21 protein-coding genes are annotated in these 18,249 nt (G+C 57.9%); 9 read left to right on the top strand and 12 right to left on the bottom strand.

Annotated features, from left to right (window positions below; all coding sequences use genetic code 11):
* The first annotated feature begins 9 nt into the window (after nucleotides 1-9).
* Nucleotides 10-978, top strand: a complete 969-nt coding sequence (locus ACXAJT_RS23420) for a hypothetical protein (RefSeq protein WP_475239919.1) — start codon at nucleotides 10-12, stop codon at nucleotides 976-978.
* A gap of 198 nt (nucleotides 979-1,176) precedes the next feature.
* Here ACXAJT_RS23420 and nrdF read toward each other — a convergent pair whose 3' ends face one another.
* The 5 genes from nrdF to ACXAJT_RS23395 all read right to left on the bottom strand — a co-directional run bounded on the left by nrdF (nucleotide 1,177) and on the right by ACXAJT_RS23395 (nucleotide 6,049).
* On the bottom strand, nucleotides 1,177-2,139 hold the full coding sequence (gene nrdF, locus ACXAJT_RS23415) for a class 1b ribonucleoside-diphosphate reductase subunit beta (RefSeq protein ID WP_475239916.1): 963 nt from the start codon (nucleotides 2,137-2,139) through the stop codon (nucleotides 1,177-1,179).
* A 108-nt stretch (nucleotides 2,140-2,247) separates the two neighbouring features.
* A complete protein-coding gene (gene nrdE, locus ACXAJT_RS23410) occupies nucleotides 2,248-4,323 on the bottom strand; it encodes a class 1b ribonucleoside-diphosphate reductase subunit alpha (protein WP_475240008.1) in 2,076 nt (691 codons plus the stop codon).
* Nucleotides 4,324-4,385: 62 nt separating this feature from the next.
* On the bottom strand, nucleotides 4,386-4,784 hold the full coding sequence (gene nrdI, locus ACXAJT_RS23405; protein ID WP_475239913.1) for a class Ib ribonucleoside-diphosphate reductase assembly flavoprotein NrdI: 399 nt from the start codon (nucleotides 4,782-4,784) through the stop codon (nucleotides 4,386-4,388).
* A gap of 9 nt (nucleotides 4,785-4,793) precedes the next feature.
* Nucleotides 4,794-5,015, bottom strand: coding sequence for a glutaredoxin-like protein NrdH (nrdH, locus tag ACXAJT_RS23400; RefSeq protein WP_475239910.1), 222 nt, complete (start codon nucleotides 5,013-5,015; stop codon nucleotides 4,794-4,796).
* Between the two features lie 782 nt (nucleotides 5,016-5,797).
* The gene (locus ACXAJT_RS23395) at nucleotides 5,798-6,049 is read right to left on the bottom strand and encodes a hypothetical protein (RefSeq protein WP_475239907.1); all 252 of its coding nucleotides are present in this window, start codon (nucleotides 6,047-6,049) and stop codon (nucleotides 5,798-5,800) included.
* A 466-nt stretch (nucleotides 6,050-6,515) separates the two neighbouring features.
* Here ACXAJT_RS23395 and ACXAJT_RS23390 point away from each other — a divergent pair, with 466 nt between their 5' ends.
* From ACXAJT_RS23390 to ACXAJT_RS23380, 3 genes are all read left to right on the top strand, one after another.
* On the top strand, nucleotides 6,516-6,872 hold the full coding sequence (locus ACXAJT_RS23390; protein WP_475239905.1) for a hypothetical protein: 357 nt from the start codon (nucleotides 6,516-6,518) through the stop codon (nucleotides 6,870-6,872).
* Nucleotides 6,873-6,917: 45 nt separating this feature from the next.
* The gene (locus tag ACXAJT_RS23385; RefSeq protein WP_475239902.1) at nucleotides 6,918-7,061 is read left to right on the top strand and encodes a hypothetical protein; all 144 of its coding nucleotides are present in this window, start codon (nucleotides 6,918-6,920) and stop codon (nucleotides 7,059-7,061) included.
* Between the two features lie 262 nt (nucleotides 7,062-7,323).
* Nucleotides 7,324-8,892, top strand: a complete 1,569-nt coding sequence (locus ACXAJT_RS23380; protein WP_475239899.1) for a mechanosensitive ion channel family protein — start codon at nucleotides 7,324-7,326, stop codon at nucleotides 8,890-8,892.
* A gap of 208 nt (nucleotides 8,893-9,100) precedes the next feature.
* Here the strand turns inward: ACXAJT_RS23380 and ACXAJT_RS23375 are convergent, their stop codons facing one another.
* From ACXAJT_RS23375 to ACXAJT_RS23355, 5 genes are all read right to left on the bottom strand, one after another.
* Nucleotides 9,101-9,592, bottom strand: a complete 492-nt coding sequence (locus tag ACXAJT_RS23375) for a type II toxin-antitoxin system death-on-curing family toxin (RefSeq protein WP_475239896.1) — start codon at nucleotides 9,590-9,592, stop codon at nucleotides 9,101-9,103.
* Entirely contained in the window at nucleotides 9,570-9,740 is a 171-nt protein-coding gene (locus ACXAJT_RS23370) for a hypothetical protein (RefSeq protein WP_475239893.1), read from the bottom strand. Before ACXAJT_RS23370 ends, ACXAJT_RS23375 begins: the two co-directional genes overlap by 23 nt.
* Nucleotides 9,741-9,811: 71 nt before the next feature.
* A complete protein-coding gene (locus ACXAJT_RS23365; protein WP_475239890.1) occupies nucleotides 9,812-10,897 on the bottom strand; it encodes a hypothetical protein in 1,086 nt (361 codons plus the stop codon).
* 616 nt (nucleotides 10,898-11,513) lie between these two features.
* Complete coding sequence (locus tag ACXAJT_RS23360; protein WP_475239888.1) at nucleotides 11,514-11,759, bottom strand: DUF6552 family protein; 246 nt, start codon at nucleotides 11,757-11,759, stop codon at nucleotides 11,514-11,516.
* A complete protein-coding gene (locus ACXAJT_RS23355) occupies nucleotides 11,749-12,453 on the bottom strand; it encodes an SDR family oxidoreductase (RefSeq protein WP_475239885.1) in 705 nt (234 codons plus the stop codon). The genes ACXAJT_RS23360 and ACXAJT_RS23355 overlap by 11 nt, the downstream gene beginning before the upstream one ends.
* A 117-nt stretch (nucleotides 12,454-12,570) precedes the next feature.
* On the opposite strand from ACXAJT_RS23355, the gene ACXAJT_RS23350 reads away from it, so the two are divergent.
* On the top strand, nucleotides 12,571-13,458 hold the full coding sequence (locus tag ACXAJT_RS23350) for a LysR substrate-binding domain-containing protein (protein WP_475239878.1): 888 nt from the start codon (nucleotides 12,571-12,573) through the stop codon (nucleotides 13,456-13,458).
* Nucleotides 13,459-13,533: 75 nt separating this feature from the next.
* Here the strand turns inward: ACXAJT_RS23350 and ACXAJT_RS23345 are convergent, their stop codons facing one another.
* Nucleotides 13,534-14,748, bottom strand: coding sequence for a GAF domain-containing sensor histidine kinase (locus ACXAJT_RS23345; protein WP_475239872.1), 1,215 nt, complete (start codon nucleotides 14,746-14,748; stop codon nucleotides 13,534-13,536).
* 279 nt (nucleotides 14,749-15,027) lie between these two features.
* Nucleotides 15,028-15,327, bottom strand: coding sequence for a DUF3604 domain-containing protein (locus ACXAJT_RS23340; protein ID WP_475239869.1), 300 nt, complete (start codon nucleotides 15,325-15,327; stop codon nucleotides 15,028-15,030).
* A gap of 338 nt (nucleotides 15,328-15,665) precedes the next feature.
* Between ACXAJT_RS23340 and ACXAJT_RS23335 the strand changes: the two genes are divergently transcribed.
* The 4 genes from ACXAJT_RS23335 to ACXAJT_RS23320 all read left to right on the top strand — a co-directional run bounded on the left by ACXAJT_RS23335 (nucleotide 15,666) and on the right by ACXAJT_RS23320 (nucleotide 17,811).
* Nucleotides 15,666-16,229, top strand: coding sequence for a helix-turn-helix domain-containing protein (locus ACXAJT_RS23335; protein ID WP_475239866.1), 564 nt, complete (start codon nucleotides 15,666-15,668; stop codon nucleotides 16,227-16,229).
* A gap of 81 nt (nucleotides 16,230-16,310) precedes the next feature.
* Nucleotides 16,311-16,838 (top strand): N-acetyltransferase family protein, encoded by a 528-nt coding sequence (locus ACXAJT_RS23330; protein ID WP_475239861.1) that lies wholly within the window; start codon nucleotides 16,311-16,313, stop codon nucleotides 16,836-16,838.
* A complete protein-coding gene (locus tag ACXAJT_RS23325) occupies nucleotides 16,835-17,284 on the top strand; it encodes a DMT family transporter (RefSeq protein WP_475239856.1) in 450 nt (149 codons plus the stop codon). Before ACXAJT_RS23330 ends, ACXAJT_RS23325 begins: the two co-directional genes overlap by 4 nt.
* Before the next feature lie 137 nt (nucleotides 17,285-17,421).
* Nucleotides 17,422-17,811: a hypothetical protein gene (locus ACXAJT_RS23320; RefSeq protein WP_475239852.1), complete on the top strand. Its 390-nt coding sequence runs from the start codon at nucleotides 17,422-17,424 to the stop codon at nucleotides 17,809-17,811.
* Nucleotides 17,812-18,249: the final 438 nt, after the last annotated feature.

Genomic DNA, 18,249 nt, shown 5'->3' with positions numbered 1-18,249 from the left:
GGACCCGGCATGAAGCAGTCTCCCGTACAGAATGCCGATGGCCTCACGACGGCCGTGCGCACCCTTCGGAAGGTACTCCCGGCTCGGGCCGCGGCCATCGGCGTCCGGTTAGCATTAGAAGCATGGCGATGGTACTACCCCCTGCCTAAGGAGGGCGGACCGTGGGAAGAGTGGGAGGCGCCGACTAGACCTGGTTGGCTGACGTTCTCACGCAACGGCCAGCGGGACCTCGAAGGGCCTCCTGAAGAAAAGCTGCCGATCCTTTATAATTGTAATTTCCACAAACACGGCGCAGAGGGTGCCGACCCGGGTGACCAGAGCGGGCTGCACCTCACTCTGGACTTGTGTGACATCCTAAGGGAAGTGAACGATGGGCGGGTCGTCGTAGTTCTCGGGGCCGTTTCGGGCGGGATCGCTTCCTCGGACCCTAAGTTCCGCGGGCATGACAGGCTGGTGTTCGAGAACGAGCTTCCGAGCCTGGTTTTCGCTCTGACAGCAACCGTTGGCGTTTTGCTGCTACTGCTTTCCTGGGTGGTTCTAAAGGGGGTTGATGGCGGATTGCTGGACGCAGCCCTCGGCGCCTCTGCCGCCGCTTTGGGCATTGTCTTCTCGATGTTCCTAACCAAGAGTGTTGAAGACAGAATACTCGATGGGATCGCCATGAGCGCGCGGCTGCATGCCGTGGAGCAAGCAATGGGCACGACGCCCGAACTCGTCGCGATCGAGCAATTTTTGGAATTATCCTTCGAAAATGGAGGCCGGCCGGATTGTGGTCATCCAGAACCGGGTACGTTGTCGCCCGAGAAGCTAGAGACCGTCGTGGCGCGGGCGCGCCAGATCGTCAACTTCGCCCACGAGTTCGAAGCGCAGATTTCGGGTAGCGTCGCCGCGGAGCACTTTCTGGAGATTGCATGGAGAGTGGATGATTTACTCAAGCGAGGTAGCCAGCCGGACCTGAGCGAGGGGACCGGATTCTAAAGTGCGCCCTTTTAGAGTGCCGACCGCTTGACTCTGTCTGAGCGGCAGCTTCCGGTGCGTGAACGGGGCGCCGCAGGGCCCACTTGCTGCGCCTTTCTGACCACCAGGAAACAAAAGCAGACCGCGAACTGACTGCTCGCCTGCATTGGCGCACTCCCCCTTGAGGTCCAGAAAGGCTTTCAAGGGGGTGTGTGGCCCTCAGAAATCCCAGTCTTCGTCTTCGGTGGCCACTGCCTTACCGATCACGTAGCTCGAGCCGGATCCCGAGAAGAAGTCGTGGTTCTCGCTGTCGGGGCTCAGAGCCGCCAGGATCGCCGGGTTCACCTCCGCGGCTTCAGACGGGAATAGCGCCTCGAAGCCCAGATTCTGCAGCGCCTTGTTCGCGTTGTAGTGCAGGAAGGACTTAACCTCTTCGCTGAGGCCGATGTCGTCATAGAGCTCCTCGGTGTACCTGGTCTCGATCTCGTAAAGCTCAAACAGCAGGCCGAATGCATAGTCCTTGAGCTCCTGCTGACGCTCCGGCGTTTCGCGCTCCAGAGCCCTCTGAAACTTGTAGCCGATGTAGTAGCCATGCACGGCCTCATCCCGGATAATGAGACGGATGAGATCGGCAGTGTTGGTGAGCTTTGCGCGGCTCGACCAGTACATGGGCAGATAAAAGCCGGTGTAGAACAGGAAGCTTTCAAGGAAGACGGATGCGATCTTGCGCTTGAGCGGGTCCCCATCGGTCGCATAGGTCTCTAGCACGGCCCGCGCCTTCGCCTGCAGGTGAGGATTCTCTTCAGACCAGCGGAATGCTTCATCGACCTCTTTGGTCGAGCATAACGTCGAGAAGATCGAGGAGTAGCTGCGCGCATGCACGGCCTCCATGAAGGCGATGTTGGTCAGCACAGACTCTTCGTGCGGGGTCTGCGCATCGGGCATCATAGCCGGGGCGCCTACGCTGTTCTGGATGGTGTCCAGCAAGGTCAGGCCAGTGAACACGCGGATGGTGAGCTGGCGCTCTTCTTCAGTCAGAGTTGCCCAGCTTTGCACGTCGTTCGACAGCGGCACCTTCTCGGGCAGCCAGAAGTTCACAGTCAGACGGTTCCAGACCTCGAGGTCCTTCTCGTCTTCCAGACGGTTCCAGTTGATGGCGCGGGGAATCTTAATGTCGGTCATAGGTGTCTTTCGGTTCTGAATTCTGTTGGGCCGGGCCGCCACTTTCAGACGGAAGCGAGCAGGCCCGGGGGAAACGCGGCCCAGGGGCCGCGCTGGTGATCGGGCAGATCAGAGACTGCAGGAGACGCAGCCCTCGACCTCAGTGCCTTCCAGAGCCGCTTGGCGCAGGCGGATGTAGTAGATCGTCTTGATCCCCTTCTTCCACGCGTAGATCTGCGCCTTGTTGATGTCCCGGGTGGTGGCCTCCGCCGGGAAGAAGAGTGTCATCGACAGCCCCTGATCGACGTGCTCGGTCGCCGCGGCATAGGTATCGATCAGCGCCTCTGGGCCGATCTCATAGGCGTCGCGATAGTACTCGAGGTTGTCGTTGTCCATGAACGGCGCCGGGTAGTAGACACGGCCGATCTTGCCTTCCTTGCGGATCTCGATCTTGGACACGATCGGATGGATCGAAGAGGTCGAGTTGTTGATGTAGCTGATCGAGCCCGTCGGCGGCACCGCCTGGAGGTTCCGGTTGTAGATACCGTTCTTCATCACATCCTTTTTCAGAGTCTCCCAGTCCGCCCGGGTCGGCAGGCTGATGAACTCGAACAGCTCGCGCACGCGCTCTCGCGTAGGAAGCCAATCTCGGGTGACGTACTTCTCGAAGAAGCTGCCATCGGCATAGGCAGAGTTCTCGAAGCCCTTGAAGGTGGCCCCTTTCTCTTTGGCGAGATCGCACGAAGCGCGGATTGCATGATAGGCGACCGCCGCGAAATAGACCGACGTGAACTCGACACCATCTTCGCTGCCGTAGTGGATGTGCTCGCGTGCGAGGAAGCCGTGTAGGTTCATCTGTCCGAGGCCGATCGCGTGACTATCGTCGTTGCCGCGGCGGACTGAAGGCACGGAGTCGATCGCTGACATTTCAGAGACCGCAGTGAGAGCCCGGATAGCAGCGGTGACTGTAAGCCCGAGGTCTTGGCCATCCATGGTCTTGGCGATGTTCAGCGATCCCAAGTTGCAGGAGATGTCTGCCCCCATCTTCGAAAAGCTCAGGTCCGCGTTGAACTCGGAGGCCTCGGCGACCTGAAGGATTTCGGTGCAGAGGTTCGACATGGTGACCCGGCCAGCGATCGGGTTCGCCTCGTTCACGGTGTCCTCGAACATGATGTAGGGGTAGCCGCTTTCGAACTGGATTTCGGCCAGCGTCTGGAAGAACTCCCGCGCGTTGATTTTGGTCTTCCGAATGCGTTTGTCCTCGACCATCTCCTCGTACTTCTCGGTGACCGAGATCTCTGAGTACGGCACGCCGTAGATCTTTTCGACGTCGTAGGGCGAGAAGAGGTACATGGGCTCATTGCGCTTCGCCAGCTCGAAGGTCACGTCTGGAATGACCACGCCAAGCGAGAGCGTCTTGATCCTGATTTTCTCGTCCGCGTTCTCACGCTTGGTGTCCAGGAATTTCAGAATGTCCGGGTGGTGGGCGTTCAGGTAGACGGCCCCTGCCCCTTGGCGCGCGCCGAGCTGGTTTGCATAGGAGAAGCTATCCTCGAGGAGCTTCATGAACGGGATAACGCCCGAAGACTGATTTTCGATCCCCTTGATGGGTGCACCGGTCTCTCGGACATTGGTCAGCATCAGGGCGACACCACCGCCGCGCTTGGAGAGCTGCAGTGCAGAGTTGATCGAGCGGCCGATGCTCTCCATGTTGTCCTCGACCCGCAAAAGGAAGCAGGAGATCAGCTCACCGCGGCTCTTCTTGCCGGCGTTCAGGAAAGTCGGCGTTGCCGGCTGGAAACGGCCCGCGAGAATTTCGTCGACAAACAGGCGCGCAAGATCAGCATCGCCGCGCGCAAGGGCCAGCGCAGTCATGACAACGCGATCTTCATAGCGCTCGAGGTAACGCTTCCCGTCACGTGTTTTCAGAGTGTATGAGGTGTAGTACTTGAAGGCCCCGAGAAAGGTCGGAAAACGAAAGCGCTGGGCATAGGCATCATCCCAAATTGACTGCAGGAACTCAGGCTCGTACTTCTCGAGCACTTCCGGCTCATAGTAGCCCTCATCTACCAGATACTGCAGCTTCTCGCTCAGCGAGTGGAAAAATACAGTGTTCTGGTTCACATGCTGCAAGAAGTACTGCCGCGCGGCCTCTCGGTCTGCGTCGAAGCGGATGTTCCCGTCAGCATCATAGAGGTTCAGCATGGCGTTCAGGGCATGGTAGTCGAGCCCCTGCCCATCAGATGACGTATGGTCGGTGTCAAAATTTAGCTTTTCCAAAATTCATTCAGTCCTTCATGTACACGGGCAACATCACGATCGGTCCCCGCAAGTTCAAAACAGTAGAGCAGCGGCACTTGGCATTTCTGAGCCACCACGTTGCCTGCGATGGCGAAGGTCTCCCCAAAGTTCCGGTTGCCCGATGCAATCACCCCACGTAGCAGCCGGCGCCTTTCAGGATCGTTCAGAAATTTAATCACCTGCCGTGGCACGGCGTGACGCCCTAAGCCATCGGCGAAGGTCGGCGTGAAAAGCACGAACGGTTCAGAAAGCTTGGGAAGTTCCTCGGAGGGCACGCGTGGGATACGCATCGCTTTGCGGCCCAGGCGCTGCACAAAGCGATGCGTGTTCTCAGAACGAGATGAGAAGTAGACGATCTCGCTCATGAGCTATGGTCAGGCGATCTGTGCGATCTTGTCGGGCCGGAAGCCGGACCAGTGCTTATCTCCCACCATAACAACCGGTGCCTGACGGTAGCCGAGGTTAGTGACCTCTGCCATTGCATCTGCATCGGTCGACAGGTCGACGACATCGTAGTCGATGCCCTTGGATTTAAGGGCACGCGTGGTTGCCGTGCATTGCACGCAGTTCGGTTTTGAGTACACTTTAGTCTTCATGATTTCTATCCTTTATCTCATGGTCTGCCGAGCAAATCACACCTACACGGCAAGCATCAGACAAAGCTCGTCGAGACCACCGAAGCGGTGTATCAGGCATGGTTTACAAAATGGTTTGTACGGGCCTTCGCCGGCTTCGGCGCGCTGGGCGCTCATGGTCAGGTGGTGAGCTGACTGAATGCGACAAAGAACTTTCGAAGCCTTCCTTCTAAGCGCCCGCAGTGGCGTAAAAAAAAGCCGCCAGTCCGAAGACCAGCGGCTAGTTATGAAAGGAAAAATATACGTCGTAGAACTGTACACAGCCCATATAGCTGAAACTTGGTTAACAGGTGATTACGAGTAGCTATCCGAGTTCGTTGCCTTGCCGTGACGCGATCAGGGCCGGGCTGCCTACGAAGAAAGACCGCTCCCCGAAGGAAGCGGCCTAACGGAACAACAAGAAGGAATGGATATATCTATCCCCTTTGGACCGCCCTGGGCGGTACACTCAGATACATAACCCAACTTGCCTTTCGAGATCGTGAAAGGTCGGTCGTGGTCGCCAGGCCCCCAAAGAAAATGGGCCGCCATCCCAAAATGACGACCCAGGAGCCATGTAAAGCTCATCGAGATAGCAGCCAAAGGAGAAAAACCGCGATCCGATGCCGACCACACTATGTGGTACGCTATCCTTTGTACCCGATATGAATCTTCAGAAAATGAAGGACCGCCCTGTTGCACTCCTCTAAAGAGGACGTGTGGCGGCCCGTGACAGTCCTTAGGTTGTCGCTTTGCTGTAAAAGTCAACGGCCTGAATCTGCCCTCGGCTCAAGCTGAAGCGCCACTTCGCGTGCCCTTTCCAAAGTGCCATATGCGTCACCGGTGCCTCCGAGCGCAAAGAGTGTGCCGAAGCGGGTCTGCGCTGGACGAATTGGGTAGCCATTCACGACCTCGATCACGATGGCTGCCTCATGCTCTTCAAGCTGACGTCCAAACTCTCTGGGGCCAAGCTCTTCGAGAAGTTTGAGGCGTTCTGTGGGGTCGCACCAGTCCATAGCAATCACTCTCTGGCATACTGACAACTCGCAAGAACATTGCCCGTGAACCACCCCCGATGCAAGGACCACAGGTTTTGTCACAGCATCGCTCTATGCCGCCCGCTCGAAAAGGTCTGAGGTGCGGAGGGCAAGGTAGACAACACAAATCTTGCGACAGCAGCGTCATTTACGTTTCTAACGGGTGCAACGTGCTATGCGAGCGCGTAATCCAAGCCCACCTACGTTTTCGCCGGTGCCAGCGCTTTTGCATCTGGGGAGTAGGCATTGTTCGAAAGGAGATCGGCCATGGGCCCTGACAAGAAAACACCCGGCGCCAGCCTTGAGCCCCGTGCCTTCTCTACAGGCGTCGACGACGTCCTCACGTTGAGACCACTACGTGAGACCTTCCAGCGCCTCTGGAACCGTAAGCCAGACAGACGCGTGTCTGAGCTTCAAAAGAGATACAATTTGACGCGAGACAGACATGATTGACGACGATGATCCGAATTTCGAAGCCGCCCTCGGCGTTGAAGACTTGAATTTGGCGGCCCGCGGCGAAAAAATGCATCCCGGCCGGCGCCTTTCTGAGAGCACCGCACTCGTGATCTTCTTCGGAAATAAGCAGTCCTCCGTTCACTTGTGGAATCTCGCCTCCGGGCGCTCGATCTCCTCGGAGGTTCTGCCGACCTCGCTCGACCCTTTGTTCATAGAGGACGATGAGGCTACCGAGGTGATCGAAGCCTTTCGCCGCCTGGCACCGGAACATAACTTCGATCTCTATCCCGGAAATTCCGGATGGGATCCCGATCGAACTGAACCGGCTTCAGGTCTACCCTTTTAGAATCTTGCGGCGTATATTCAGAGAACTCATTCGAGGAAATAGACAATGGCCAAAGAACCCCTGATTGCTCACACGACCCCCGCTGGAGGTAACATCTTTGCCGACCTTGGTTTTTCTGCCGAAGAAGCTGCATCGCTGAAGGCTGCCGCGCGGGCAGGAACACTCAACAAAGAAGGCTACAAGGACTAAGTCCTGAAACCGGATTTGAGGAGCAGCACGGCTACTCGCCAACTTCCGCCCCCAAAACCCATGTGAAGTTCATGCTGATTTCCAGGGATGCGGAGGTCTGACCTACGCGATGTGCCTTACGCCCAAGTAGAGTTCCGGAGGCTTCCTCTCTCCAACAAGACACTATCGGCCAACTTGGTGCTAGCACTCTCAGTGACCCCTGATAAGGTAGCGTCACTTAGTGCTCGTATGTTTGTTTCGACTGCCACCAATTGAGGCCAACATGACTTTCAAAAATCGAATATCCCTCTCAATCCTCAGCCTTGCACTTCTATTCGCCCTTGCCCCCATGAGTTGGGCTCAGGATGCGCCAGAACCGGCTCCAGGGGTGGCCGAGGAAGCGCCACCTGAGGAAACGCCACCCCCTATTGAAACCGCAATAGAAAGCGCCGTAGATCGCGGACAGACTGCAGCGACAACCCGATCCGAAGTCGTCTCAGCTGCTGGTGCAAGCGAAAGCCCTATCATCCCTGCAAGTGACGAGGCCCTCATCTCGGAGCTGACGGATCCTGAGATTACCGCCGACGAACTTGCTCTCCGGACCCTGCCTTTGACCACGTCTGAATTGTCACAATTGGCGGAAGCATGGCAGCGTATCGCCAAAGGCATGACCAAGGCAGTCGTCGAGGAGCAGCTTGCCGTGTCTGGGCAAGAAGCCGCTGGATCAACCGTGCCGCGAGACCGCCTTACCGAACTGCTTGAGGTTCGAAATGCCGCTTTTGACAACCTCAGTACCGTCGCTACTGCGCTGGAGGCCAAAGGCGGAGACGAAGCAGAGGTGGCCGGTTATCGAGCTTACCGTGCCGCAATCAGAGTGGATGAAACACAGCGTGCAGACTGGAGGACACTCGTCGCACAGGTTTCCAACTGGGCGACTGACAGGGATGGCGGGCTGAAAGTCCTTCTAAGGATCGTAATCATCGCAGCTGCCCTAATTGGCCTGCTCATTGTTGCAAAAACAACTCGAAGCCTCGCGAACAGAGGCCTCAACCGCGTGCAGAACCTTTCGAAGCTTCTCCGCGCCTTCCTTGTCATGGTTGTCTACTGGTTGACCATCGCTTTCGGCTTGATGATTGTATTGAGCGCTCTCGGGATCAATGTCACACCGCTCTTTGCATTGGTTGGCGGCGCCTCCTTCATCATTGCCTTCGCCATGCAGGACACGCTGGGCAATCTCGCAGCAGGTCTCATGATCATGATCAACAGACCCTTCGACGAGGGCGACTATGTCACAGTGGCCGGAACTGGCGGCACGGTTCAGTCGGTCTCCATTGTCTCCACCAAGGTCGTGACGCCCGATAACCAAGTAATCATTATCCCGAATTCCAAAGTCTGGGGTGATGTCATTACGAACGTCACTGCAAGCAAAACCAGACGCGTCGATTTCACCTTCGGGATCGGCTACGGAGACTCTATCGAGAAGGCTCAAGAAGTCCTTGAGAAGGTGGTGTCGGACCACCCGCTCATCCTTGATGACCCGGCTCCGGTTATCCGCGTGAATGCACTCGGATCAAGTTCTGTGGACTTCATCTGCCGCCCCTGGGTTAAGGTCGAAGACTACTGGACTGTCTACTGGGACCTCACGCGCCAGGTCAAAGAGGCCTTCGACACCGCGGGTATCTCGATACCATTCCCCCAGACCGACATGCACGTACACATGGCAAAGCCGGACACGCTACCGGCCTTCATCGCCACCCCCGCTAACACGCAAAAGGAAGAGGCATACTATAAACGTGAAGATCGCGTCACATCCTTCAAAGAAGGCGATGGCGGACATGACGAAGAAACCTAAGATCCATTAGGCTTCAGACGGTCGCCGCTAGCTGGCGACCGTTCACACTGCGTGTGAACCCACACTGAGCCAATCTCGAAAGAAGCATTCGCCTCAATCGCCTCCGCTTGCTCTGGCGTCAGCCTATGTGCCAAGCTTCGATGTCCCTCGAGCCGCTTGCGACCTTCCGTGCGCGCTCGATCTCTCGCGCCTTCGTGTGCCGCCGCCGTCATTGTCGATAGCCAGTAGTGGCCTGCGAAGCTTTGAGGTCAGCCGGATGGTCGCTAAGGCAAAACTCCGGGTTCTGCTCCAAGTGCGCTCGCAGAAACTCTGAAATTGGCTCGTATCCCTTTGCGTTCTCCGCAAAGTCGACGATCGCATCCGCCAACTCTTCCGGGTCCGCCACGACCTCGTATCCGGCGCCTTTCAGGGTCATTTCCGCAGCCGCGAGGGCGGTGCGTTTATTGCCGTCGGCGAAGGGGTGGTTTTTCATGATGCCGAAGGCCAGTTTGGCAGCCGCATCCACCTGATCCATCCCTGGATCGAAGCTCATTGCCGTGAGCACTGACCCAACTGCAGATTCCAACAGGTTGGGTTCACGTAGACCAGCCAGGCCACCAGAGCGCTCCAATTCGATGTCGTGGATGACCTCGAGAGTGTAGGCATTTGGTATGCCCAGCTGGTCCTCTATTGCGATGTTATCGGTTCTTGAGAATGTCATAAGCAGGCCCGTTCTTCTTCAAACTGTCGATGCCACCTTGAAGAAGCTTGCGCTGAGCCGGGCTCATGAACCGCTCGCGCGCGCCCTGCCCTTTTTCCTGCTCCTGAGCCTCGTCAGTTGGCTTGGTGTCTTCGTTCTTGTCAGTCATCGTGATCTCATTTTTTTGAGCTGCCTTTTCTGAAAACTACCAGCCTGCTCTGAAAACGACAAACACGCCTGTCAGGCCATGACCGGAGCCGGCGAAGCAGGCGTCAGCACAGCCTCCATGTCATAGCTGAAGCCGTGGATCTTCTCGTGGAGAGCATCTGCAAACTCGGCCCATAGGAGTTCATCATCCCCCTCGCCCAAGGCGTCAAATTGGTCTTCGCGCACAAGGTCGAACGCCATCTCCGCCACGTCTTGGTCAACCCGCTCTCCGCTGAGATAGGAGGTCAGGAACTCGGCACCGTCAGCAACGAAACTCATTCTGCTGGCCTCAACTGCGGCCGCCAGGAGGTACGCCCTTTCCTGATCGACAAACGGTTCACCGGTCTCCGGAAGGTGTTTTCTGAACGCAACCTCGTCGGTCGTCTCGTCGAAGAGAATGACCGTGTGCCCTTCGGATGGGATCACTTCGCTGGGCTCCACGCTGTCGAAGTATTCCACATGAGCTACCGTAAGTTCGAGCTCGCCGTTGTGCAGCTTGCGCGTTCGGCTTGAGAAGCCACGGTAGGTGTCACCTGTTTGAAAGTCCAGGTACTTCGAGATCTTCCCAGGCGTGACCTTCTTAATCACGTCAGGCATCTTTTCAGACTTTTTCGCGTCACCCCCGATTACGAGCTTCAGCGTGGCGCTGTCCATGTAGTTCTGGACCCGCTGGTAGTCCCGGTGCGGGTCTTTGGCATCCGATGGGAAAGCTGGATGCGCCATATTGGCGTACATGCCTCCCAGTCGGCGCTGGATCATGCAGACTGCCTGCACCGTCGTCTTTGCCGCCCAGGCTTCGAGGCCAACAATGCGATCCAGCACCTCGCCCTCGAAGTCTGCAAACGAGCCGGTCAGGACATCTTCCCTCTGCTTGGGCCGCGCGTTATGGGCGTCCTGCAGCCAGATGTTGGCGCCGGGCTTGTTCGCCGGGAACGTACTCTCGGTGAGGTGAACGCAGATCTCGTCGGTGCCGTTGACGTCACGATGCAGAAACTGCCCTTCAGAGGTCGACATGCCCTTTGAAAACCCGCGCTCGCCAAGCGACGCGATCAAACTCTGAAAATTACTCATGGCATCCCTGCTTTCCTTTGCCTGTGGGATACAGATGCGCGATTTCACGAAAGTTTCCGGATTTGCTCCCCGGTTTCTTAGGAATGGCTGCCTTGCGAAGAGCTCCGGGACATTGCCGTACAGTTCGGCTGGGCGACTGCGGGCTTATTGGGGCGCCTACAACTGAGCGGGTTTTGAGATCTTTCGCGCTTCCGACGCCTTGGTCCTCGTCAACGACCCAAGATCCCGTCCCACCATAGTCAGAACACCCTTCGCTCAAATTGCTGAGCCCAACTCGAGTGGTAGAAACCTGGTTGGCGACCTAGGACCATGTCGAAAACCGTGCGAAAACGGCTCGAACTCATGGATTTCCGATCCAAGCCGAACCTTCGACACCGCCGCGCGCGGGCCTGCTATGTGGACAAACGATGCGCTCACTCGTTCCGGGAGTTTTACCTACGGGCAACATCTTTAGCGAGGCGGGGAATGGGCGGGCGGTCGTGAGACGGGTGAAGACCACCCGGCATGCCTTACCCACCGGGATCTGGACGAAGAGCAGCTTGAGATCATTAAGGAGTCTTGTGCAGTCCCCACGCGGCGGCGAGTTTCTCCTTTGGGCCGGAAGCTGAGCCGGATGCTTACGACCATGCGACAGGTTTTGGCCCCTGTGTCGCAATTTATGTCACTAAGTGGCCATCCCCGCCAGCATGGAGCCAAGAGCAACAAAGTGGATCAGCATGATCGCCTTGTCGTTCCAGAGCACGCCGACGATCAGCCAGCCCAGAACGCCAACGAGGAACAGGTAGAGGTTCCAAGGCGTCCAGCCGAAGCCGGTTCCGGCGTAGCCGAGGATCTGGATGATCGAGGCCACCCACTTCACGATAAACGCCGTCTGGCTGAGCCCACTGATGGTCGTTGCCTCAGACGCCATGAGTAAGTCCTCCGTCGATCCGCCAGTTCTGCCCGGTGACGTAGCTGCCACCTTCCGAAGCGAGCCAGCCGATGAGTGAGGAGACCTCTTCTTCCTTGCCGTAGCGGCCCATCGGGATACGCGCGCGGCGATCCTCGGTCTCCGGCAGGCTGTCGATGAAGCCCGGCAGGACATTGTTCATGCGGATGTTCTGCGCGGCATACTTGTCGGCGTAGAGCTTGGCGAAACCGGCGAGGCCGGCGCGGAAGATGCCGGAGGTCGGAAAGAGCGGGTCTGGCTCGAAGGCTGCAAAGGTCGAAATGTTGATGATGGCGCCGCCGCCCTGCGCCGCCATGATTGGTGTAACGAGACGGGTGGGACGGATCACGTTCAGAAGGTAAACATCGAGTCCCGCGTGCCATTCCTCGTCGGTGATCTCGAGAATATTGCCCTTGGGTCCGTGCCCGGCGGAGTTCACCAGAACATCAATGCGGCCCCACCGGTCCATCGCGCCATCAACGAGGCGGGTGAGCTCCCCGACCGACTGGTTTGACCCGGTGACGCCGAAGCCGCCGAGATCTTCGGCGAGCGCCTTCCCCTTGCCGGAGGAAGATAGGACGCCGACCTTGAAGCCGTCGGAGGCCAGGCGTTTCGCAACGCCGGCGCCCATTCCGCTGCCACCTGCCGTGATCAATGCCACTTTTTCTGTCGTCATGATCCTGTGCTCCTTACTTAACGAAGATTGCCTTCTGCATCTTTTGTCCAGCAGATAAAGGGCTTAGGATCATCTGACCAGCCAGGTGGGCTGTTACGTGAGTGTAGGAAATCTATCGTGTCAGACGAAATCGGCTTGCCACCCCTGAACGGCCTCCGAGCATTCGCAGCGGCGGGCAGACATCTGAGCTTCCGCGCGGCGTCCGAAGACCTGGGCGTGACACAAGGGGCGGTGGCCCAGCAGGTCCGCGGACTCGAGGAACATCTCGGCCTTCGCCTGTTCCTAAGGGAGCCGCGTGGTCTGGCATTCACCGATGAGGGACGCGCTTACCACGCGGCGGTTTCGCGGGCTTTCTCACAGCTCTCGAAGGCAACTGTCGCACTTCGGTCAGCACCGTCGCGAGTGACTATCAGCGTCACCCCCACCTTCGCGTCGAAGTGGCTCATCCCGCGGCTCGCCGAGTTCACCGAAGCCTATCCCGGGATCGACCTGCGCATTACCGCCACCGAGCGCGTCTCGAGCTTCCATGCCGACGGGATCGACCTCGCGGTGCGGCAGGGCCGGCCGCCCTTCGGAGCGAGTCTGCGCGCCGATCTACTGTTCCCGCAGGAGGTCATCGCGGTCTGCTCACCCAACCTGATCGCCTGTCAGAACCTCCCGCTCGAAGCGGCGGAATTGTCGCGCACGACGCTGCTGCATGACTCACACGATCTCTGGCCGAAGTTCATCGAAGCGGCCTTTGGAAATGAAGTTGAGCTGTCACGCGGACTTCGGTTCAACCAGACGACACTGACTATCGACGCGGCGCTGGCTGGGCAGGGGATTGCGCTGGCAAGCCGTTTCCTTGTTCAGCGGGACCTGAAGGCCGGGCACCTTGTACAACCGCTCGATAGCGCTCTTGAAGGTGGGCTGGACTTCTACCTCTTGACGCCGCGACATGGCGCATCTGACGTGACTTTGCTCGTCCGCGACTGGCTGCTTGGTATGACGGGCGAAGGCGCCTGAGTGCGTCGCCCAAACTCCCCGCAGTAGCAGATGTCCTCTCCGCGGTGATGCCCCCGCTTGCCGTGTCATGCAAGGCTATGAGGTGCCGAGTGTCGGCAACTCAAGCCGGAAGCAGGTTGTAGTGACCTCGCTCGTGACTGACAAACGGCCGCTATGGGCCTTTGCAATCGAGGAGGCAACGTGCAACCCCAGTCCGAGGCCCTCGCTTTTCTCTCCCCCGCGGCGAAACGGCTGAAACAGGATTTTCTGCAGCTCTGGCGGGATCGGCTCTCCCTCGTTTTCCACTTCTATGATGGCTTCCGTGGCACGGCTTCTGGCTCTGATCTCAACCGGCGCGCCGGGAGTTCCGTACGTGATCGCATTGGATAGGAGATTCGACACCGCTTGCCCGATCCGGTCCGGATCGCAACTGACCGGATGAGCGAGGTCGATATCCAACAGAATGTCCTTCCCCGGGGCGGTAACGCGGATTTCGCCGACCACCTGTTCCAGTGTCTCCGACAGAGGCGCATCCGGCACGGCGCTGACCGCGATACCACCGCCAAGTCTCGATTTCGCGTGCAGCATCATGTTGTCGATCAACTCGTTCATGCGGTGAAGCGAAGCTCGCATCAGAAGCAGGAGTTCTCGCCCCTGGCTCGTCACCGGCTCCTTGTCCAACTGGCGCACACCTGCACCAAGGGCGGCAACGGGGTTTCGCAGGTCATGGCTAAGGATTGCCACGAACTCTTCCTTTATCTGAGCAAGCTCGCGTTCATGCTCGATCATTTGCTCCTGCGCTTCCAGGCGCTCCTCGGTTTCGAGGCTACGTCCGATGAGGTCGGCAAACATCTTCAGCATCGCCACGGCGCGGGGGCTCTTGACATCCTTCGGTTCCGTGTCGATCGCACAGAGAGTTCCGAAAAAGCTGCCATCACTGCGATAGATCGGCACCGAAGCATAACTGACGATGCCAAAGGCCGCGGCGATGGGATGGTTTTGATATTCCGGGTCAGTGGCGGCGTCGCTGAAAATGACCATCTCGGAGGTGTCCCGCACTGTCTGACAGAACGTGGTATCGATGGCGATCTCATCGCCCTCGGCGAGACCGAAGTTGACTTCGTCGATCGTGCGGCAGGCGACCCATCGGTCGGCTGTTACGCGGGCAACCCCGGCAAATCGCATGTTCGTCGCAAGCATCACGGTCTCAAGAAGTGTCGTGACGAGATCGCTGCCTGCCAGCAATTCGATATCCGTCTGGAAATCATGGGTCCTTGCCAGATATGCGGTATGGTCCTGTAGTCTGGTCATAGTTTCCTTCTGGGTCATCGAGATCACCGTCTTCGTTTTCTGAACGGTATACCGATAGGAAGCGAAAGGGTATAGCTTTTGCAGCAGAGCGCGTCATTGCACTCCCGCAGAATTTCCATGGCTTGCCCGTCAATTTTCCCGTGCCAGCTAAGAGACCTCCACACGGCACTCGTTGATATTTTCGAATGGCTATGACGCAACATCCGCACTTCGTTCGTCCGTCGGCATATGGTCGTTTCTGCCGGGCGTATGTAGCTGGGACAACGCGGATCATTTCACTCACATCGGGCTGTACCAGATCGGTGAGGTATAGGCGCGCTCGGTGGTGATCATTGGCACTTCTTCCGGCATCTCGACGCCAAAGCGCTTCGCCTCATAAGCGGTCCAGCGCGGCGTCGGGATCTCGATCACCCGGGCGTAGTAGAAGGCTGGCAGCGCGGCATCGAACTCGGTGTCCGCCTGCTCGGTGGAATATTCCTGCGCGCGGGCGAAAGGCGGACAGACCGCGCCGCCGCAGACGATCAGAGCGAGGGCCGTGTGAAATGTTAAGGTGTATCTGTGATTGAACAAATGCAGCATCGGATGTCTCCTCCTCAAGACGATCTCTCAACGGAAGCACCAAGCACTCTACAGGTATATCTCTACCGCACTTTCCCATGCTGCATGGCAAATATGTGGATGTGGGAGCTCTGCGGTGGGTGGGTCCCGCGCGAACCGTCCGGGTGCGAAGCCGCTCAAAGCGAACGTCGCATAAGGGAGCTGAGAAGCCGATCGCTGCGGTCAGCACCAACGACCGGTTCGAGAGCGCTGGCCGTTCGCCAAGCCGGCGCTGAACTCACTAACTGCGGATGGAGCGGCCATTACCTGGTGTCCAACGCCACCTTGCCGGGTGCTGACTTGTCTACTATGGTAGCACGATGCAGCGCGACGACATTGACAGTAGACTTGGTGCCCGTATCCGGGCTGAACGGGAAAGCCGCGGCTGGTCGTTGACGGACCTGGCCGAACGGGCGGCTGTTTCGCGCGCCATGATCCACAAGATCGAGCGGGGGGACAGCAGCCCGACCGCGAACCTGCTCGGGAAACTGTCCGGAGCCTTTGGCCTCAGCATGTCAACCTTACTTGCGCGGGCCGAAGCATCGATCGGGCACCTTCTGCGCAAGGACGACCAACCCCTCTGGACCGATCCGGAAACAGGGTATGTCCGGCGGCAGGTGTCTTCACGGTCTGACATGCCTCTTGATCTTGTGGAGGTGAGCCTGCCGGCGGGAAAGAAAGTGCCCATGCCTGCGTCGGCCTATGCCTTCATCCGTCAGATGATTTGGGTTCTGGAAGGGGGTCTGACTTTTATAGAAGGGCATGTTCGTCATGAACTGCACCAAGGGGATTGCCTGCATCTGGGTTCGCCCGCCGACTGCATCTTCCGCAACGAAGGGGAGCGAGACTGCACCTATGCCGTGATCGTTCTGCGCGATAGCTGACGACCCTTAGCAAAGACTCGTTGACGACTAGTCCACCATGGTGGATAAAAAATCCACTATGGTGATCAGCGAGGCGTAATCATGGAAATCCGCGATGCGGAAAAGCATGACCTTGAAAGGGTCATGGCGATCTACAACGATGCTGTCGAACACACGACAGCGATCTGGAATGACACAAAAGTAGATCTTGCGAACCGGCAAGCGTGGCTCGCGGATCGGCGTCGCGCAGGATATCCCGTGCTTGTAGCTGTAGGCGACGATGGCGATGTCCTCGGCTATGCCTCTTTTGGAGACTGGCGCCCCTTTGACGGTTATCGCCACACGGTTGAGCATTCCGTCTATGTACGCGCCGACGCGCGCGGTGGCGGTATCGGAAAGACCCTGATGGAAGCCCTGATCCAGCGCGCGAAAGCCATTGGAAAGCACGTGATGGTCGCAGGAGTCGAGGCCGGCAACACGGGATCGATCCGACTGCATGAGAAGCTGGGTTTCGAGCAGGTGGGAGTGCTGACGGAAGTAGGCACAAAGTTCGGCACTTGGCTCGACCTTGCGTTTCTGCAGCTCAGGCTCGACCAGCGGACGGTCCCCGATCTTCAGCAAGGGGAATGACGCCGTTCATCACCCTTTGCCTACTTATTGCCGCAGGCGCCGCGCTGGTCATCCAGAATCTGCTGATGGCGAAGATGAGCGGATCAGTTTCGACCGTTCTGATCGCGCTGGTGATGAATTCGGCCGTTGGCTTGGTGTTTCTGTCGGCCCTTCTGCTCTGGAGGGCTGGTCCCAACGCTGTCAGCGAAATTACCGGTGCGTTCCGCCCCTGGTTTATCATCCCCGGGCTTCTGGGCTCGTTCTTCGTCTTCGCCAGTATCGTCGGGTACCAGCAGCTCGGGGCCGCCGCGACAATTTCCATTCTTATCGCCAGTCAGCTGATTGTTGGACTGGCATGGGATACTGCGCACTCCGATGATGTCACCTTTAAGGGGATTATGACTGCGGCACTTGGCACCGGCTTGTTGATCTGCGGCGTGTTCATTATCGTGTCGCGCCAACAATAGACACGCTTTGAGGCGTGCAGCGAACTTGCCACTCCATCAAAGGACGATAGGTTCAGCGGAGCTACGACTATGGGGAGGTCTGCTGCAACATGAGACTAGAATTAAAGCTACCTGCGAGCCTTCGCGGACAGACCGAGATGCGCAATGCGCTGGAAGCCGTAGATGGACGCAAGGAAACGAAGGCCATCTTGCGTCCGATCCTGGAAATCGTGAGCCGCGCAGTCTCCTCCGGAATCCAACAGGAATTTTTCATGAACTTCGAGCTCTACGCTGAGAATTCGAACATACCTCGACAGGGTGTGGGCGATGTGAAGATCGCGCTCGATCTGCCAGAGGAAGATCTCGAACCGGTCCGCGGTGACCTCATAGATGTCGCCATGGCGGGTTCCGAATGGATCTGGGAGACATCATCGGACGCAAGGGCCGCTGCCGTCTTTGAGGTCATCTGCGACATCCTCGATGAAGGGCTCTCTCCGATCGACCAACAAGCTCTGCTCGATGCAAACCTCGCTGATGTGGCACGCTGACTTTCTGTCACGTGGCGGGCGAGACATTCTTCTAAGTCCCGCAGCAGCACCGGTTCAACTTCCTCACGCAGCGCTAAGAAGCCGACGACGCTTTCCAGCCCTTTCTTGCCCTTCGCCTCGAGACGCCTTGCCCAACGAAGCGGACCTTCACGCCATGAGCATGGAGGGATCACTCAGCGGGCCTTCAGCCATTGATCGCTTTCAGGGCAGCCGCACAGAAATCGTGAATTTTGCACGCTACGAGGCTGCGAATGATATCAACCGCTTAGGGCGTGCATGAATTGCGTGCTAAATTAGGTTCCTGTCTCGTCTTCCTGAGCTTCAGTAACGACCTAGAACAGCTTAGGTTGTGAACGGCGGAGCAATACTCGGCCACGGTAGCGACGGCATAGTGTTGTCGCGGGCGGCGTAAAAGTCGTCCACTTTTGCCCTTTCGGA

The organism is Salipiger sp. ABF4_146 (assembly GCF_056161345.1).
The sequence above is the reverse complement of the archived record's forward strand: the minus strand, read 5'-3'. Positions and strand labels throughout refer to the sequence as shown.

Bases quoted from the DNA above. Each gene is read 5' to 3' on its own strand.
- ACXAJT_RS23420 (WP_475239919.1), top strand. From the start codon at position 10: ATGAAGCAGTCTCCCGTACAGAATGCCGATGGCCTCACGACGGCCGTG.
- nrdF (WP_475239916.1), bottom strand. From the start codon at position 2,139: ATGACCGACATTAAGATTCCCCGCGCCATCAACTGGAACCGTCTGGAA.
- nrdE (WP_475240008.1), bottom strand. From the start codon at position 4,323: ATGCTGAACCTCTATGATGCTGACGGGAACATCCGCTTCGACGCAGAC.
- nrdI (WP_475239913.1), bottom strand. From the start codon at position 4,784: ATGAGCGAGATCGTCTACTTCTCATCTCGTTCTGAGAACACGCATCGC.
- nrdH (WP_475239910.1), bottom strand. From the start codon at position 5,015: ATGAAGACTAAAGTGTACTCAAAACCGAACTGCGTGCAATGCACGGCA.
- ACXAJT_RS23395 (WP_475239907.1), bottom strand. From the start codon at position 6,049: ATGGACTGGTGCGACCCCACAGAACGCCTCAAACTTCTCGAAGAGCTT.
- ACXAJT_RS23390 (WP_475239905.1), top strand. From the start codon at position 6,516: ATGATTGACGACGATGATCCGAATTTCGAAGCCGCCCTCGGCGTTGAA.
- ACXAJT_RS23385 (WP_475239902.1), top strand. From the start codon at position 6,918: ATGGCCAAAGAACCCCTGATTGCTCACACGACCCCCGCTGGAGGTAAC.
- ACXAJT_RS23380 (WP_475239899.1), top strand. From the start codon at position 7,324: ATGACTTTCAAAAATCGAATATCCCTCTCAATCCTCAGCCTTGCACTT.
- ACXAJT_RS23375 (WP_475239896.1), bottom strand. From the start codon at position 9,592: ATGACATTCTCAAGAACCGATAACATCGCAATAGAGGACCAGCTGGGC.
- ACXAJT_RS23370 (WP_475239893.1), bottom strand. From the start codon at position 9,740: ATGACTGACAAGAACGAAGACACCAAGCCAACTGACGAGGCTCAGGAG.
- ACXAJT_RS23360 (WP_475239888.1), bottom strand. From the start codon at position 11,759: ATGGCGTCTGAGGCAACGACCATCAGTGGGCTCAGCCAGACGGCGTTT.
- ACXAJT_RS23355 (WP_475239885.1), bottom strand. From the start codon at position 12,453: ATGACGACAGAAAAAGTGGCATTGATCACGGCAGGTGGCAGCGGAATG.
- ACXAJT_RS23345 (WP_475239872.1), bottom strand. From the start codon at position 14,748: ATGACCAGACTACAGGACCATACCGCATATCTGGCAAGGACCCATGAT.
- ACXAJT_RS23340 (WP_475239869.1), bottom strand. From the start codon at position 15,327: ATGCTGCATTTGTTCAATCACAGATACACCTTAACATTTCACACGGCC.
- ACXAJT_RS23335 (WP_475239866.1), top strand. From the start codon at position 15,666: ATGCAGCGCGACGACATTGACAGTAGACTTGGTGCCCGTATCCGGGCT.
- ACXAJT_RS23330 (WP_475239861.1), top strand. From the start codon at position 16,311: ATGGAAATCCGCGATGCGGAAAAGCATGACCTTGAAAGGGTCATGGCG.
- ACXAJT_RS23325 (WP_475239856.1), top strand. From the start codon at position 16,835: ATGACGCCGTTCATCACCCTTTGCCTACTTATTGCCGCAGGCGCCGCG.
- ACXAJT_RS23320 (WP_475239852.1), top strand. From the start codon at position 17,422: ATGCGCAATGCGCTGGAAGCCGTAGATGGACGCAAGGAAACGAAGGCC.